Below are 14,938 nucleotides of genomic sequence, written 5' to 3'. Positions count from 1 at the left end.
GCTTCCGCTTCCCGCCCGGAACGTCGTAAGCTCCCGCGACGCGCGCACGAGCCGAACGGCCGGCGCCGCCAGGGAGGAAGACCGACGTGAGCACCACGACCCCGAGGGCTGCCCGATGATGACCCCAATGTCGCGCCGGGTGATGAACCTCGCCCATTCCCTCACCCAGGCCGCCGCGCGTCACCCGGACCGCCCGGCCATCGTGTGGGGCGAGCGGAGCTGGACGTGGGGCCAGTTCGACGCCCGGGTGTCGGCGCTCGCCGCTTCGCTCGGCCGGCGCGGGATCGCCAAGGGCGACCGGCTGCTGGTCCATGCCCGCAACGGCAACGCCATCCTGGAGATCATGGTCGCGGCGTTCCGGCTCGGCGCGGTGTTCGTGCCGACGAATTTCCGGCTGATGCCGGGCGACGTCGCCTACCTCGCGCAGCAATCGGGCGCGACCGCCTTCCTGTGCCATGCCGACTACCCCGACCACGTCGCCGCCGTGCGCGCCGCCTGCCCGGACCTGAACCGGGTCGTCGTGATCGGCGAGGGCCCGGCCGAGGGCGAGGCCTACGAGGACGTGGTGGCGGAGGGCGCGGGCGCGGGCGTGGCGAACGCGGCGGTCGAGCACGACGATCCGTGCTGGTTCTTCTACACCTCCGGCACCACCGGCAAGCCGAAGGCTGCGGTGCTGACCCATGGCCAGATGGCCTTCGTGATCACCAACCACCTCTGCGACCTGATGCCGGGCACGAGTTCGGAGACCGACGCCTCCCTGGTGGTGGCGCCGCTCTCGCACGGGGCCGGTGTGCACGCGGTGGCGCAGATCGCCCGTGCGGTGACCTCGGTGCTGCCGGCGTCCGAGCGCTTCGACGCGGCGGAAGTCTGGGGCCTGGTGGCGCGCCACCGCATCACCAACATGTTCACGGTGCCGACGATCCTGAAGATGATGGTCGAGCACCCGGCGGTCGACGCGCACGACCATTCGTTCCTGCGCTACATCATCTATGCCGGTGCCCCGATGTACCGCGAGGACCAGAAGCGGGCCCTGCGCACCCTCGGCAAGGTGATCGTGCAGTATTTCGGCCTCGGCGAGGTCACCGGCAACATCACGGTGCTGCCCCCCGCCCTGCACGAGGCGGAGGACGGGCCGGGGGTGAAGATCGGCACCTGCGGCTTCGAGCGCACCGGCATGCAGGTGCAGATCCAGGACCCGGAGGGGCGCGAGGTCGCCCCGGGCGAGGCCGGCGAGATCTGCGTCTGTGGCCCGGCAGTGTTCGCCGGCTACTGGGAGAACCCGAAGGCCAATGCCGAGGCGTTTCGCGACGGCTGGTTCCGCACCGGCGACCTCGGCTATCTCGATGAGGAGCGGTTCCTGTACATCACCGGCCGCGCCTCCGACATGTACATCTCGGGCGGCTCGAACATCTACCCGCGGGAGATCGAGGAGAAGATCCTGGCCCATCCGGCGGTGGCCGAGACGGCGGTGCTCGGCGTGCCGGACCCGACCTGGGGCGAGATCGGCATCGCGGTCTGCGTGCCCCGGGAGGGCATGACGCTCTCCGAGGAGGACGTGATGGCGTTCCTGTTCGACAAGGTCGCCCGCTACAAGCTGCCCCGGCGAGTCATCCTGCGCGACTCGCTGCCGAAATCCGGCTACGGCAAGATCACCAAGAAGATGGTCCGGGAGGAGCTGGAGGCGGCGGGCCTGCTGGGCGAGAGGGCGCAAGGGTGAGCGCGTCCCCGACCCGGCCCGAGGAGCCACCGCCTTTCGCCACCCTCGCCCAGCCCGGACCCGTGCGGCCCGAGCGCTGGCTCGCCGCCCGCGGCGCCCTCCTCCATCGCACCTTCGACCTGGCGCCGGGACGCACGCTCCTCGACGCCGTCGCCGGGCCGCTCGCCGAGGCCGGGTTGCGGGGCGGCGTGGTGCATCTCTCGGGCGGGAGCTTCGCGCCCTTCGCCTACGTGATGCCGGCCCTCTCCTCGGATCCGCGCTTCGCCGCCTATTACAGCGAGACCTTCCGGCCGGCGGGCGAGACCCGGCTGGAACGGGCAACCGCCACCTTCGGCGAGCGCGAGGGCGCGGCCTTCCTCCACGTCCACGGCACCTGGATCGAGGCCGATGGGCGCCGCCGCGCCGGCCACCTGCTGCCGGCGGAGGTGGTCGTCGCCGAGCCCGTCCGGGCCGAGGCCTGGGGCACGGCCGGTGCGGCGTGGCGGGTCGTGCCGGATGCCGAGACCAACTTCCCGCTCTTCACCCCGGCTCCCTTGGTGCCGGCTCCTTTGGGGGAAGCGGGATCGGGCTGCCTGCTCCTGAAGATCCAGCCGAACGAGGAGGTCCACGCGGCGATCGAGGCCGCCTGCCAGGCACACGGCCTCGCCGTGGCACGGGTGCGCGGCATCGGCAGCATCGTGCGGCCGGCCTTCGCCGACGGGCGGGTGATCCCGACGGATGCCAGCGAGGTGCTGATCCGCGACGGGACCGTGCGGCCGGGGCCGGCCGGTGCGTTGGTCGCGCATCTCGACATCGCGGTGGTGGACGTCGCCGGCGACATCCACGAGGGGGTCCTGCTCCGCGGCGCCAACGCCGCCTGCATCACCTTCGAGCTGTGCCTGGCGGCAGGGTGAGCGCGTCGCGCTCGACGGCGTAGACGTGCACCAGTTCGTCGCGGTTGCGGGAAGGGGCGTGGATCACCGCCTCGCGCCGGAAGCTCATGCCGCAGGCCCGCATCACCGCGAAGGAGCCGGCATTCTCCGGATGGGCGCTGGCCTCGATCCGGTCGACGTCGAGCCACGCGGCGGCGACCGGGAGCAGAGCCGCGGCCGCCTCGCGCAGGGTGCCGCGGCGGTGATGCGCCTCGCCGAGCCAGTAGCCGAGGGTGGCGGTCCGTGGATCGTCGCGGGTCCGGTGGAGCATGATCCAGCCGAGAAGCGCGCCGTCTCCGTGGGCGGTCACGGCGAGGGACAGCGCCTGCCCGGTCGCCGCCAGGGAGCGCGCCATGGCGATCCGCTCCCGCGCCATCGCGACGGTGAACGGCATCGGCCAGGAGGCGAGCCACCGGCTCACCGCCGGGGTCATCATCGCGCTGGTCGCCTCCGCGTCCTCGGGCGCGACGAGGCGCAGGTGGAGGCGGGGGGTGTCGAGGGTGGGAGGGGGCTGGACGGTCATGGCGGCAGAGTAGCGGTGATTTCCCCAAAGGAAACGCACATCTTGAAGGGAGGCACACATCCCGTCCTCTTGCCGATCGTGAGGCTGTTTGGAGAAAGAACGGGGCGCATGCCTCCTCTCTCCCGCACGGGAGAGGGGATCCCGCGCCTTTCTTTGGCCGGACAGTCGCTTCCCGATGAGGCGAGGGGAGCCCTTGCGCCTCGTCAGGCGATGCCTGTCTCGCTTCAGAACAGACTGTACTGCCCGCCTACCCCCACCGGCACCCGGAACAGATCGGTCCGCAATCGCACCCGCTCCGCCGGATAGCCGAGCCGGGTCATCGCCACGCGCATCCGCTGGTCGAGGAGATCCGCGTAGGCGCCCGTCCCGGTGAACCTCCGCCCAAACGTCGCATCGTAGACCTTGCCGCCGCGGGCCTCGCTGAGGAGCGAGAAGGTGCGCCCGGCCCGGTCGGGGTAGTGCTCCGAAAACCAGTCGCGCATCAGGTCGGCGAGTTCGTGCGGCAGCCGCAGGAGGACGCCGCCGGCCTCGCTCGCGCCCGCCTCGCGGGCGCGAGCGAGCACCGCCTCGATCTCGTGGTCGTTGAGGCCCGGGATCAGCGGCGCCACCAGCACCATCACGGGCACCCCGGCCTCCGCCAGCGTCCGGATCGCCGCCAGACGCTTCTCGGGCCGCGGGGCGCGGGGCTCCATCCGGCGGGCGAGGTCGGGGTCGAGGGTGGTGACCGAGAGCGCGACCTTCACCAGGCCCTCGGCCGCCATGGGCTTCAGGATGTCGAGGTCGCGCAGCACGAGGTCGGACTTGGTGACGATGCCGACCGGGTGGCGGAAGCGCGCCAGGACCTCGAGCACGCCGCGGGTGAGACGGTAGCGCCGCTCGATCGGCTGGTAGGGATCGGTGGCGGTGCCGAGCGCGATGGTGCGGGCTCCGTAGCCCCGGGCCGAGAGCTCGCGCTCCAGGAGCAAAGCCGCGTCGGGCTTGGCGAAGAGCTTGGTCTCGAAGTCCAGCCCCGGCGACAAGCCCGCATAGGCGTGGTTCGGCCGGGCGAAGCAGTAGACGCAGCCATGCTCGCAGCCGCGATACGGGTTGATCGAGCGGTCGAAGCCGATATCGGGAGAATCGTTGCGGGTGATGATGCTGCGCGCCCGCTCCAGCGTCACCTCCGTGCGCAGGGGCGGCAGCTCGTCCTCGAGTTCCCAGCCATCCGCGAAGGCCTCGCGCGTGGCCGGCTCGAACCGGCCGGTCGGGTTGGCGGTGGCGCCGCGCCCGCGACGGGATTCCGCCGCCGGGGTCGACTCGGCAAGGCGGCGCGCCGTCCGCCCGCATCCCGATTCCATTCCTGCCCCTCCGCGATCGCGGCCGAGCTTTGAACAAAACGGGAACAAGCGCAAGTGGCATGTAAATGCCAACGATCGAGGCAGGACGCGCCGCCCGCTATCCGCTATGGCGCGATCATGTTCACGGCAGTCATCCATCTCCCCGGCGCGATCGATCCGGATCGCATCGACGCCCTCGCCGACACCTTGGCGGCTCTCGTGGCCGGCGTCGCGGCGGGTGTGGTGGGCGATGCGGTGATCGCCGCGGCGCATCCGGACGACCCGGAGGTCGGCACCATGGCGGAGAGCACCGGGGCGGCCCTGGTGGCGCGGGGTCGCAGCCCGTGGGTGGCGGCGGCCGGACTGGCGCGCCGGCCCTGGATGCTGTGCCTGGAGGCCGGGGACGTGCCGACGGAGGGCTGGATCCGGGCGCTCGACCGGTTCGGCGCCACGACGACCACTGAGGCGGTCGGCCGCCTCCGCCGCCCGCACGCACCGCTCTTCGAACGGATCGCCGGACGGCGCGAGGCGCTGACCGGCACCCGGCAGGTGCGGGCCGGCGACCTCGTGCGGGTGCAGGCCCTGCGGGCGGGCCTGCCGCTCAAGGCCCGCCTGCCGGTCAGGCCCCTGCGGGGGGCGCTGGTGCGGGGCTAGCAGCCCCGCGCTTCAGGTGCTCGTCGAGGCGCGGCATGATCTCGACGAAGTTGCACGGCCGGTGCCGGTAATCGAGCTGCGCCGCCAGGATGCCGTCCCAGGCGTCCCGGCAGGCCCCGGGCGAGCCCGGCAGCACGAACACGTAGGTTGCATTCACCACCCCGGCGGTGGCCCGCGATTGCAGGGTCGAGGTGCCGATCTTGTCGTAGGAGATGCGGTGGAACACGGCGGAGAACCCGTCCATCCGCTTCTCGAACAACGGTTCCAGCGCCTCCGGCGTCACGTCGCGGCCGGTGAAGCCGGTGCCGCCGGTGGTGATGACGACATCCACCCCCGGATCCGCCGCCCAGGCACGCACCTGCCCGCGGATCGCCTCGACCTCGTCCGGCGCGATCGCCCGGGCGGCGAGGCGGTGCCCCGCGCGTCCCAGGCGCTCGACCAGGGTGTCGCCCGAGCGGTCGTCCGCCAGGGTGCGGGTGTCCGAGACGGTGAGCACCGCGATGCCGAGCGGCACGAAGGCGCGGGCTTGGTCGAGGCCGGCCATCAGAGCTGCGAGGCCCGGAAGGTGTCGCAGGACTGGGTCTGGCCGCTGCGATAGCCGGTCTGGAACCAGCGCATGCGCTGGGCCGAGGAGCCGTGGGTGAAGGAATCCGGCACGACGTAGCCCTGGCTCTGCTTCTGCAGCCGGTCGTCGCCGATGGCGCTCGCCGCCTGCATCGCCTCCTCGATGTCGCCGGGCTCCAGGGCCTTGAAGCGGTCGTCCGAGTTCTTCGCCCACACGCCGGCGAGGCAATCGGCCATCAGCTCGACGCGGACCGAGAGGGCGTTCGATTCGCGCTCGCCGACCTGCTGCTGCTTGCGCTGCACCTTGGGCAGGATGCCGAGCACGTCCTGGACGTGGTGGCCAACCTCGTGGGCGATGACGTAGGCGTAGGCGAAATCACCCTTCACGCGGAACTTCTGCTCCATCTCCTTGAAGAAGGAGGTGTCGAGATAGACCTTCTTGTCGAGCGGGCAGTAGAAAGGCCCCATCGCGGCCCGGGCCTGGCCGCAGCCGCTGCGGGTGCCGCCGGTATAGAGCACCATCGTGGTCGGGGTGTACTGGCGCCCGGTCTGGTTCGGCAGCACCTGGCTCCACACGTCCTCGGTGTTGCCGAGGATCGCGGCGGCGAACTTGCCGGTCTGGTCGGAGGGGGCGCCGGTGCGCCGGTCGGGCTGCTGGCCCTGCTGCTCCTGCGGGGCGCGCTGGCGCGTCACGGTCTCGGCGCCGCCGATCAGGATCGCCGGGTTGATGCCGGTGACCCAGCCGATGATGCACAGGATCACGATGGTACCGATGCCGAGGCCGCCGGCACCGCCTCCGGGGAAGCCGAACCCGCCGCCTCCGCCCTCGCCGCGGCGGTCCTCGACGTTGTCGGAGGTGCGAAAATCTTCCCAGCGCATGCTCAGCTACCCGTTGGCCCGTGCCTCAGGCCGCGACGGCTACGCGGCGCAGGTCTGAGGCTCAAGAGTAATCGATGGGAGCCGGCACGGTTCCGCTTAGGGGCGCTGCCGCTCGCCCTCGTCGAGGGCGGTCCGCAGGGCGCGAAAGTCGCGCCAGGCGAGACGCTTCTGCAGCGGCTGGCGCAGCAGGTAGGCCGGGTGCAGGGTGGCGAGCAGCCGGATCTCGCGTCGCCCGGTCCGGTAGGGGAACCAGCGGCCGCGGGACTTGAGGATGCCGTCCTTGGTGCCGGCGAGCGACTGCGTCGCGACGCCGCCGAGGCAGACCAGGATGTCGGGATCGGCGAGCGCGATCTGCCGCTCGATGAACGGCTTGCAGGTCGCGATCTCCTGCGGGGTCGGGTTGCGGTTGCCCGGCGGGCGCCAGGGCACGACGTTGCCCACATAGGCGTTGGAGCGGTCGAGCCCGATCGCCGCCATCATCCGGTCGAGGAGCTGGCCCGAGCGGCCCATGAACGGCTTGCCGATCCGGTCCTCGTCGGCGCCCGGCGCCTCGCCGACGAACATCACCCGCGCCTGCGGGTTGCCGTCGGCGAAGACGAGGTTCTTGGCGGTGAAGCGGAGCGCGCAGCTCTCGAACCGGGCGAGCAGGCCTTCCAGATCCTCCAGGCTCGCGGCGGTGGCGGCGAGCTCGCGCGCGTCGCCCGCGGCCTCGCCGGGAGCTGCGGCGGCGGAACGGCCGTAGGTACTGGGCGTCTCCGCACGAGAGGCGTCTTGGCGGGGGCTCTCTTGGCCGGGGGGCTCTTGCCGGGACGCCTCCTGCCGCGGCGGGGCAGCGCGTACCGGCTCCGCCGGCGGCGCGCGGCTGGCAGGTGCCTCGGGCTCGGCCGCCTCCCGGGCAGCACGGCGCGGCGCCTCCGGTTCGGCGAAGCGGTCGTGCGGCGTCTCGTCCAGCGCGGCGTCGACGCCCGCCGCGACGTGGAAGTCGAGGAAGGAGAGAAGGTCGCGGCTGTCCGGAGCGTCGGGAATCATATGTATGATGTGGCGTGCCGCGCGGCTGTGGACAACAGGCGCGACATGACGCGCACAGGCATTCTCGCGCGCGAGGCCTGAGCGCCGCCGCTTGCGCCCGGGGACACGCCGTCGCACGGTCCGGCCGCCGGAACCGCTTGAGGCGGCCCGAGATCGTTTATATGTGAACTATTGCGAGACCAGGGGAGGACCAGGATGGAGCTGCCGGAACGCGAGGCGATGGACTTCGACGTGGTGATCGTCGGAGCGGGCCCGGCCGGGCTGGCTGCCGCCATCCAGCTCAAGCAGCTCGCGGCCGAGGCCGGCACCGAGGTCTCGGTCGTGGTGGTCGAGAAGGGCAGCGAGGTCGGCGCGCACATCCTGTCGGGCGCCGTCATCGACCCGAGCGGCCTCGACAAGCTGATTCCGGATTGGCGCGCGGATCCGGACCGCCCCCTCAAGACCGAGGTGGTGAAGGACGAGTTCATGTTCCTCGGGCCGGCCGGCGGCATCAGCCTGCCGAACGTCGCCTTCCCGAAGCTGATGAGCAACCACGGCAACTTCGTGGGCTCGCTCTCCAACGTCACGAAGTATCTCGGCCGCAAGGCGGAGGAGCTCGGCGTCGAGATCTATCCGGGCTTCCCGGCCGCCGAGATCCTCTACGACGATTCGGGCGCGGTGGTCGGCGTCGCCACCGGCGATCTCGGTGTCGCCCGCTCGGGCGAGGCGCGGGACGACTTCACCCGCGGCATGGAGCTGCGCGCCAAGTACACGGTGTTCGGCGAGGGCGCCCGCGGCTCTCTGACGAAGAAGCTGATCGATCGCTACCGCCTCAACCAGCATTCCGACCATCAGAAGTACGGCCTCGGCGTGAAGGAGCTGTGGCAGGTCAGGCCGGAGAAGTTTCGGCCGGGGTTGGTGCAGCACTCGATGGGCTGGCCGCTGCCGAACAAGGCCGGCGGCGGCTCCTGGCTCTATCACTTCGACGATCACCTGGTCTCGGTCGGATTCGTGACGCACCTGAACTACGAGAACCCGACCCTGTCGCCGTTCGAGGAGTTCCAGCGCTTCAAGACCCACCCGATGATCCGGGACGTGTTCGAGGGCGCCAAGCGCATCGGCTACGGCGCCCGGGCGATCATGGAGGGCGGCTGGCAATCGGTGCCGAAGCTCGTCTTCCCCGGCGGCTGCCTCGTCGGCGACTCCGCCGGCTTCGTCAACGTGCCGCGGATCAAGGGCTCGCACAATGCGGTGCTCTCCGGCATGCAGGCCGCGGGCGCGATCCACGAGGCGCTCGTCGCCGGCCGGGCCCAGGACGAGCTGACTGCTTACGAGGAGGGCTGGCGCTCGAGCCCGATCGGCTACGACCTGAAGCGGGTACGCAACGTCAAGCCGTTGTGGTCGAAGTACGGCACCCTCGTCGGCGTGGGTCTGGGCGGCCTCGACATGTGGCTCAACGAGCTCGCCGGCCTGTCGCTGTTCGGCACGCTGAGCCACGGCAAGCCGGACTATGCCTGCACCAAGCCGCTCAAGGACGTGACACCGATCAAGTATCCGAGGCCCGACGGGGTGCTGACCTTCGACCGTCTCTCGTCGGTCTACCTCTCGAACACCAATCACGAGGAGGACCAACCGGTCCACCTCCAGGTCAAGGATATGGGCCTGCAGAAATCCTCCGAGCACGACGTGTTCGGCGGGCCTTCCAGCCGCTACTGCCCGGCCGGGGTCTACGAATGGATCGAGGAGGGTGGTGCGCCGCGCTACCAGATCAACGCGCAGAACTGCGTCCACTGCAAGACCTGCGACATCAAGGATCCGAACCAGAACATCAACTGGGTGACGCCGGAAGGTCCGGGCGGTCCGAATTACGTGAATATGTAAGGACGAAGGGGGCCTTTTCATGGGCCCACCCCGTTTCGAAGTCACAGGGTCAGTCCGGGGCCGCGAAAGCGGAGCCCGGAATCCAGAGCCGCTGATGGTTCAGAAAGAAGGGGCCGCCATGCCGCCCGGTTCTGCGTCATCTGCGGTTCTGGATCCCGGGCTCTCGCCTGCGGCGGGCCCCGGGATGACCCGGAGGGTTCGATGACCGGGTCGCGAAAGGCCCTTGGGAACCGAGTCTCACGCCGCCCTGACCGTCTTGAGGAACCGCCCCACCTCCCCGCGCAGGTGCTCGGACTGGCGCGACAGCTCGCTCGCCGCAGACAAGACCTGGCTCGCCGCCGCGCCTGTCTCGTCGGCGGCACCCGCGACCTCGACGACGCTGCCCGTCACCTCGCCGGTGCCCTTGGCGGCCTCCGAGACGTTGCGGACGATCTCCTGGGTCGCCGCGCCCTGCTCCTCCACCGCCGCCGCGATGGCGGTGCTGGCTGAGCTGATCTCGCCGATCTGCCCGGCGATGCCGCCGATCGCCGCGACCGCCTGCTCGGTCGAGCCCTGGATGCGGGCGATCTGGTCGGCGATCTCGGCCGTCGCCCGGCCGGTCTGGCCGGCGAGGGCTTTGACCTCGGCGGCGACCACCGCGAAGCCGCGGCCCGCAGCGCCTGCCCGGGCCGCCTCGATCGTGGCGTTGAGCGCCAGCAGGTTGGTCTGGGCGGCGATCGAAGAGATGAGTCCGAGCACGTCGCCGATCTTCGTCGCGCCCTGGCGCAGCTCGTGGACGAGGCGGGCGGTCTCGCCGGCCGTCGCGGCCGCGCTCTGGGCCATCTCGGCGGAGGAGCCGACCCGGCGGCCGATCTCATGCACCGAGGCGCCGAGCTGACCCGCCGCCGCCGCGACGGTGGCGACGTTCGAGGAGGCCTCCTCGGCGGCGGCGGCGACGCTGGTGCTCTGGTCGGCGGTGCGGCCGGCGATCTCGCTCATGCCGCGGGCGGTGGCCTCCATCTCGGCCGCCGCGGCGGTCACCGCGGCGAGGACGCCGCCGACCGAGCCCTCGAACCGGTCCGCGAGCTCGCGCAAAGCCGCCCGGCGCTGCGCCTCGGCCCCGGCGCGGGTGGAGGCCGCCTCCTGCTCCAGGGCGGCGGCCCGGGCGAGGCTGTCGCGCAGGCCCACCATCGCCGCCGCCATCGCGCCGATCTCGCTGCGGGACGAGGCCGCCGGTACCGTGACCGCCAAGTCGCCGGCGAAGTCGCCGGCGGTGAGGCGGCGCATCGCCTCGATCATCCGGGCGAGCGGCCCGGTCACCCCGCGCACCAGCATGAGCGCACCGCCGCCGACCGCCGCGCAGGCGCCGGCGAGGATCGCCAGCGAGGCGAGGAGCCAGCTCTCGCTGGCCCGGCTCTCCGCCGCCACGATGGCGTCGAGCGAGGCGGTGGCGGCCGCCCTCGCCTGGGCAATGCCGGTGATGACGTCGCTCGCCTGGCGGAACCATTCCTCGGCGGCGATCGGGTAGGGCCGGCTCGCGGCCCCGGCCCCGAGGACCGCCGTGCGGGTCGCCTCGAACGCCTCGACCCGGCGGGAGGCCGCCGCCAGCGCGTCCCGGAACTCCGCCGAGAGGGCCGGCTCGGAGGCGCGGGCCTGCGCGAGCGCGGCATCGACGCGCCCGCCGAGGCCCGCCAGGGCGCGGACCTGCTCGATGGCGAGCGCTTGTCGCCCGGCGATCGCCGCGTTGAGCCGGCCGCGCTCGCGCCCGGCGAACTCGCTCGCGTCCCACAGGGCGCGCTTGACGTCGAGGCCGTGATGGATCGCGCCCGGCACCGAGCCGGTGATGCCGGCCCGCACCGCGTCGAACAGCGCCTGCTCGCGGGCGATCACGCCGGTCGCGGCCGGAAACCAGGACGCCGTGAGGTCGGGATCGGGCGTGCCGGCGAGGACGTGGTCGACCCGCCGGCGCAGGGCCGCGAGGTCCTGGCGCGCCTCGCCGAGGGCGGCCGCCGCCTTCGACACCGCTCCGTCCTGCCGCAGAGCCTCCAGGGCAGCCGCGAGCTGACGGTCGCCCTCCTCGCGCACGCGCACCAGGGCCGGGCGTTCCGCGGCCGCAGGCGGCTTGGCGAGCCAGCCATTCGTCAATCCCCGCTCGGCCGCGAGCGACGCGGCGGCGGCACCGAGCCCGTCGGTCACCCGGTTGGCGTCCGCCGCCCGCCGCATGACCTCGGCCCGGTTCCAGGCATCGGCGACCTGATAACCCGCCAGCCAGACCAGCAAGCAGCCGATCAGGCCCAAGATAAGGAATATTTGTCTACGTAGCGACATGTTCGACAACTCTGGCGGTCGACTTGATCAGCGTTCGACATCGGTCGCAGCGATTGTTTAAGATAGATCTTACAAGTTCGGGCCCGGGCGACGGCGTGACCGCCCATCGCCCCGTGCAAGCGGCTCGCCCCGCCAACCCCGGCGGCAGGCTCCGACACATCGCCGCCGCCGTTTGGTCTTGCCGCTGCCCCGCGCAGGGTCCAATGTCGCGCCGATTTCGCGCGCTGGCGCCGCGGCCGGCACGATCACGGAGCCACGAGTTTGGTGCTCAAGACCCGAATCCCCGCCCCCCGCCGCGGTGTTGCGCGCGCCGCGCTGGCCCTCCTCCTCGCCGCCTCGACGGCGCCGGCCCTCGCGGCGCGACTGCCGGCGCGGGAGATCACGGCCCCGCAGGCCTACGAGCCGGCTGATTCGCTGGAAGGCAACTTCCTCGCCGCCTACATCGCCGGCGCCTCCCGCGACACGGCCGCCGCCGCCACCTATTACCGCGAGGCGGTGAAGGGCGATCCGCGCAACGCCGAGCTGCTCGAACGCTCCTTCGTGGCGCTCCTCGCCGACGGCTCGCTGCCGGAGGCGTTCCGCGCCGCCGAGCGCCTGACGGCGCGGGACGGGGCCAACGGCCTCGCCCAGCTCGCCCTCGGGGTGCAGAAGATCAAGGCCAAGCAATTCGCCGCGGCGCGTCAGAACCTGCAGCGCGGCGGCAAGGGTGCGGCCGCCGACCTGACGTCGACCCTGCTCACCGCCTGGTCCTATGCCGGCGCCGGCGAGGGCAAGAAGGCGCTCGAGACGATCAACAAGCTCAAGGGCGAGCGCTACTACAACGTCTTCCGCGACTACCATGCGGGCCTGATCGCGGCACTGGTCGGCGACAAGGTCGAGGCGGAGCGGCGGCTGAAATCGGCCTACGATTCCGACCGCAACACCCTGCGCATCGTCGATGCCTACGGCCGCTTCGAGGCCGAATCCGGCCGGCCCGACCTCGCGGTGGCGGCCTACCAGGAATTCGACAACGTCCTGCCGCGCCACCCGATCGTGCGCGACGCCCTCGACAAGCTGAAGGCCGGCAAGCCGCTCACCCCCCTGATCGGCTCGGCCCAGGAGGGCGCCGCGGAGGTGCTCTACGGCCTCGGCTCGGCCGGGACCTCGCAGGGCGACGAATTGCCGGCGGTGGTGTACCTGCGCCTTGCCCTCTACCTCGCCCCCGAGCACTCGCTGGCGCTCCTGACGCTCGCCGATACCCTCGAGCGGATGAAGGCGCCCGACCGGGCGAACGAGGTCTTCGCCCGCATGCCGGCGACCTCGCCGCTGAAGCTCAATGCCGACATTCAGATCGGCCTCAATCTCGAGCAGATGGGCAAGGGCGAGGAGGCGATCGCCCACCTCGACCAGGTCGCAAAGACCTATCCCAACGACATCGACGTGATCTCGGCGCTCGGCAACGTCCAGCGCTCGCGCAAGAAGTACGCCGAGTCGGCCCAGACCTACACCAAGGCGATCGACCTGATCGGCGATCAGCCGGCGCGCAACTACTGGACCCTGTACTACTTCCGCGGCACGTCCTACGAGCGCGCCAAGGAGTGGCCGAAGGCCGAGGCTGACCTGAAGAAGGCCCTGGAGCTGGTGCCGGCGACGCAGCCCAACGGCCGCGCCCAGGTGCTGAACTACCTCGCCTATTCCTGGGTCGACCAGAACCAGAACATCGACGAGGCCTTCCGCATGCTCAAGCAGGCGGTCGACCTGCAGCCGCGCGACGGCATGATCATCGACAGCCTCGGCTGGGCCTATTACCGCCTCGGCCGCTGGGACGACGCGGTGCGCGAGCTGGAGAAGGCGATCGAGCTGAAGCCCGGCGATCCCACCATCAACGACCACCTCGGCGACGCCTACTGGCGCAGCGGCCGGAGGCTCGAGGGCAAGTTCCAGTGGCAGCACGCCAAGGACCTGAACCCCGAGCCGGAGGATCTGGTCAAGATCGAGGCCAAGCTGAAGGACGGGCTGCCGGAGCTGGAGAAGCCCGCCGCCACCGCCGACAGCCAGCCCGCGCCCCAGCCCGAGATGCCGAAGGGCGCCCCGGCCCCGACCGAGCCGCCGGCAATGGGCACGGAGACGAAGAGCGGGGGCTGACGCCCCTCTCCTCCCAAGTTCGCGATGATATCGCGGGCGCGGTGCCGGACAGGCGCCGCGCCCCTTAGCCGTTCGAGAGACGTGACTGTGACTTCCCTCGCCCCGTCTTCCTTGGCGACCCGCGCGCCCGCCAAGATCAACCTGACCCTGCACGTCCTCGGCCGGCGTCCCGGCGACGGCTATCACGCCCTGGAGAGCCTGGTCGTCTTCGCGGGTTCAGGTGCGGGCGACCTCCTGACGCTGGAGCCGGGGCCGGTCCTCGCTCTCGTGGTCACCGGCCCGACCGCGGGTCCCGCAGGTCCGACCGACGACAACCTGGTGATGCGGGCGGCCCGCCACCTCGCCGCGGAGCTGCCGGGGTTGAAGGCCGGTCGGTTCCACCTCGTGAAGCGCCTGCCGGTCGCGGCGGGGATCGGCGGCGGCTCGTCCGACGCGGCAGGGGCCCTGCGGCTCCTCGGCCGCCTCAACGGTCTCGCGCCCGATCATCCGGCCCTGATGGCGGCGGCGCGCCGCACCGGCGCCGACGTGCCGGTCTGCCTCGAGCCGCGGGCCCGGATGATGCGCGGCGCCGGCGAGGCGGTCGGTCCGGCGCTGGCCCTGCCGCCCGTGCCGGCGGTGCTGATCAATCCCGGCGTGGCGGTCGAGACGGCGCCGGTCTTCCGCGCCCTCGGGCTCAAGGTCGGCGAGGCGCATCCCCTGGCCGCCGAGACCCATCCGGAGATCGACGGCACCAACGGTCTCGACGCGCTGATCGCCCGCATCGCCCCGGCCCGCAACGACCTCGAGGCCCCTGCCCTCACGGTCGCGCCGGTGATCGGCGACACCCTCGCGGCCCTGCGCGACCAGGCGGATTGCCGGCTCGCCCGGATGTCGGGGTCCGGCGCGACGGTGTTCGGGCTGTTCGGTCACCGCTCTGCGGCGTCACGGGCGGCGCGGGCGATCGCGGCGGCCCAGCCGGGCTGGTGGGTGCGGGCGACGCTGCTGCGCTGAGCGCGGCTCGCCCGCGGAGGCGAGATCGGCTCGCGCGGATCGATTGTGGTCAACCGGTTATCAA

12 protein-coding genes are annotated in these 14,938 nt (G+C 71.8%); 6 read left to right on the top strand and 6 right to left on the bottom strand.

What is annotated here, in order from left to right; all coding sequences use genetic code 11:
* Positions 1 to 118 precede the first annotated feature (118 nt).
* Positions 119 to 1,717, top strand: coding sequence for an acyl-CoA synthetase (locus tag MFF64_RS08370; protein WP_238190521.1), 1,599 nt, complete (start codon positions 119 to 121; stop codon positions 1,715 to 1,717).
* The gene (locus MFF64_RS08365; protein ID WP_238190401.1) at positions 1,714 to 2,610 is read left to right on the top strand and encodes a PCC domain-containing protein; all 897 of its coding nucleotides are present in this window, start codon (positions 1,714 to 1,716) and stop codon (positions 2,608 to 2,610) included. Before MFF64_RS08370 ends, MFF64_RS08365 begins: the two co-directional genes overlap by 4 nt.
* On the opposite strand, the gene MFF64_RS08360 is transcribed toward MFF64_RS08365, so the two are convergent.
* A complete protein-coding gene (locus tag MFF64_RS08360) occupies positions 2,579 to 3,151 on the bottom strand; it encodes a GNAT family N-acetyltransferase (protein WP_165795528.1) in 573 nt (190 codons plus the stop codon). The two genes, MFF64_RS08365 and MFF64_RS08360, sit on opposite strands and share 32 nt — an antisense overlap.
* A gap of 224 nt (positions 3,152 to 3,375) precedes the next feature.
* Positions 3,376 to 4,488, bottom strand: coding sequence for a PA0069 family radical SAM protein (locus MFF64_RS08355; protein ID WP_099899906.1), 1,113 nt, complete (start codon positions 4,486 to 4,488; stop codon positions 3,376 to 3,378).
* A 117-nt stretch (positions 4,489 to 4,605) separates the two neighbouring features.
* Here MFF64_RS08355 and MFF64_RS08350 point away from each other — a divergent pair, with 117 nt between their 5' ends.
* Positions 4,606 to 5,121: a hypothetical protein gene (locus tag MFF64_RS08350; protein WP_099899904.1), complete on the top strand. Its 516-nt coding sequence runs from the start codon at positions 4,606 to 4,608 to the stop codon at positions 5,119 to 5,121.
* Here MFF64_RS08350 and moaB read toward each other — a convergent pair.
* The 3 genes from moaB to MFF64_RS08335 all read right to left on the bottom strand — a co-directional run bounded on the left by moaB (position 5,087) and on the right by MFF64_RS08335 (position 7,593).
* Positions 5,087 to 5,665 (bottom strand): molybdenum cofactor biosynthesis protein B, encoded by a 579-nt coding sequence (gene moaB / locus MFF64_RS08345; RefSeq protein WP_099899902.1) that lies wholly within the window; start codon positions 5,663 to 5,665, stop codon positions 5,087 to 5,089. The two genes, MFF64_RS08350 and moaB, sit on opposite strands and share 35 nt — an antisense overlap.
* Positions 5,665 to 6,564: a KPN_02809 family neutral zinc metallopeptidase gene (ypfJ, locus tag MFF64_RS08340; RefSeq protein ID WP_099899900.1), complete on the bottom strand. Its 900-nt coding sequence runs from the start codon at positions 6,562 to 6,564 to the stop codon at positions 5,665 to 5,667. Before ypfJ ends, moaB begins: the two co-directional genes overlap by 1 nt.
* A gap of 96 nt (positions 6,565 to 6,660) precedes the next feature.
* Positions 6,661 to 7,593, bottom strand: a complete 933-nt coding sequence (locus MFF64_RS08335) for a uracil-DNA glycosylase (protein ID WP_099899898.1) — start codon at positions 7,591 to 7,593, stop codon at positions 6,661 to 6,663.
* Between the two features lie 195 nt (positions 7,594 to 7,788).
* On the opposite strand from MFF64_RS08335, the gene MFF64_RS08330 reads away from it, so the two are divergent.
* Positions 7,789 to 9,453, top strand: coding sequence for an electron transfer flavoprotein-ubiquinone oxidoreductase (locus MFF64_RS08330; RefSeq protein ID WP_238190399.1), 1,665 nt, complete (start codon positions 7,789 to 7,791; stop codon positions 9,451 to 9,453).
* Positions 9,454 to 9,690: 237 nt separating this feature from the next.
* On the opposite strand, the gene MFF64_RS08325 is transcribed toward MFF64_RS08330, so the two are convergent.
* On the bottom strand, positions 9,691 to 11,712 hold the full coding sequence (locus MFF64_RS08325; protein ID WP_238190397.1) for a methyl-accepting chemotaxis protein: 2,022 nt from the start codon (positions 11,710 to 11,712) through the stop codon (positions 9,691 to 9,693).
* A gap of 312 nt (positions 11,713 to 12,024) precedes the next feature.
* On the opposite strand from MFF64_RS08325, the gene MFF64_RS08320 reads away from it, so the two are divergent.
* Both MFF64_RS08320 and MFF64_RS08315 read left to right on the top strand, forming a co-directional pair.
* Positions 12,025 to 13,884, top strand: a complete 1,860-nt coding sequence (locus MFF64_RS08320; protein WP_238190395.1) for a tetratricopeptide repeat protein — start codon at positions 12,025 to 12,027, stop codon at positions 13,882 to 13,884.
* Positions 13,885 to 13,971: 87 nt separating this feature from the next.
* The gene (locus MFF64_RS08315) at positions 13,972 to 14,874 is read left to right on the top strand and encodes a 4-(cytidine 5'-diphospho)-2-C-methyl-D-erythritol kinase (RefSeq protein WP_238190519.1); all 903 of its coding nucleotides are present in this window, start codon (positions 13,972 to 13,974) and stop codon (positions 14,872 to 14,874) included.
* The last annotated feature ends 64 nt before the right edge of the window (positions 14,875 to 14,938 follow it).

The sequence above is a fragment of the Methylobacterium frigidaeris genome (assembly GCF_022179185.1).
Classification (GTDB): Bacteria; Pseudomonadota; Alphaproteobacteria; order Rhizobiales; family Beijerinckiaceae; genus Methylobacterium; species Methylobacterium frigidaeris.
The sequence above is the reverse complement of the archived record's forward strand: the minus strand, read 5'-3'. Positions and strand labels throughout refer to the sequence as shown.

Bases quoted from the DNA above. Each gene is read 5' to 3' on its own strand.
- MFF64_RS08360 (WP_165795528.1), bottom strand. From the start codon at position 3,151: ATGACCGTCCAGCCCCCTCCCACCCTCGACACCCCCCGCCTCCACCTG.
- MFF64_RS08370 (WP_238190521.1), top strand. From the start codon at position 119: ATGACCCCAATGTCGCGCCGGGTGATGAACCTCGCCCATTCCCTCACC.
- MFF64_RS08330 (WP_238190399.1), top strand. From the start codon at position 7,789: ATGGAGCTGCCGGAACGCGAGGCGATGGACTTCGACGTGGTGATCGTC.
- MFF64_RS08350 (WP_099899904.1), top strand. From the start codon at position 4,606: ATGTTCACGGCAGTCATCCATCTCCCCGGCGCGATCGATCCGGATCGC.
- MFF64_RS08335 (WP_099899898.1), bottom strand. From the start codon at position 7,593: ATGATTCCCGACGCTCCGGACAGCCGCGACCTTCTCTCCTTCCTCGAC.
- ypfJ (WP_099899900.1), bottom strand. From the start codon at position 6,564: ATGCGCTGGGAAGATTTTCGCACCTCCGACAACGTCGAGGACCGCCGC.
- moaB (WP_099899902.1), bottom strand. From the start codon at position 5,665: ATGGCCGGCCTCGACCAAGCCCGCGCCTTCGTGCCGCTCGGCATCGCG.
- MFF64_RS08355 (WP_099899906.1), bottom strand. From the start codon at position 4,488: ATGGAATCGGGATGCGGGCGGACGGCGCGCCGCCTTGCCGAGTCGACC.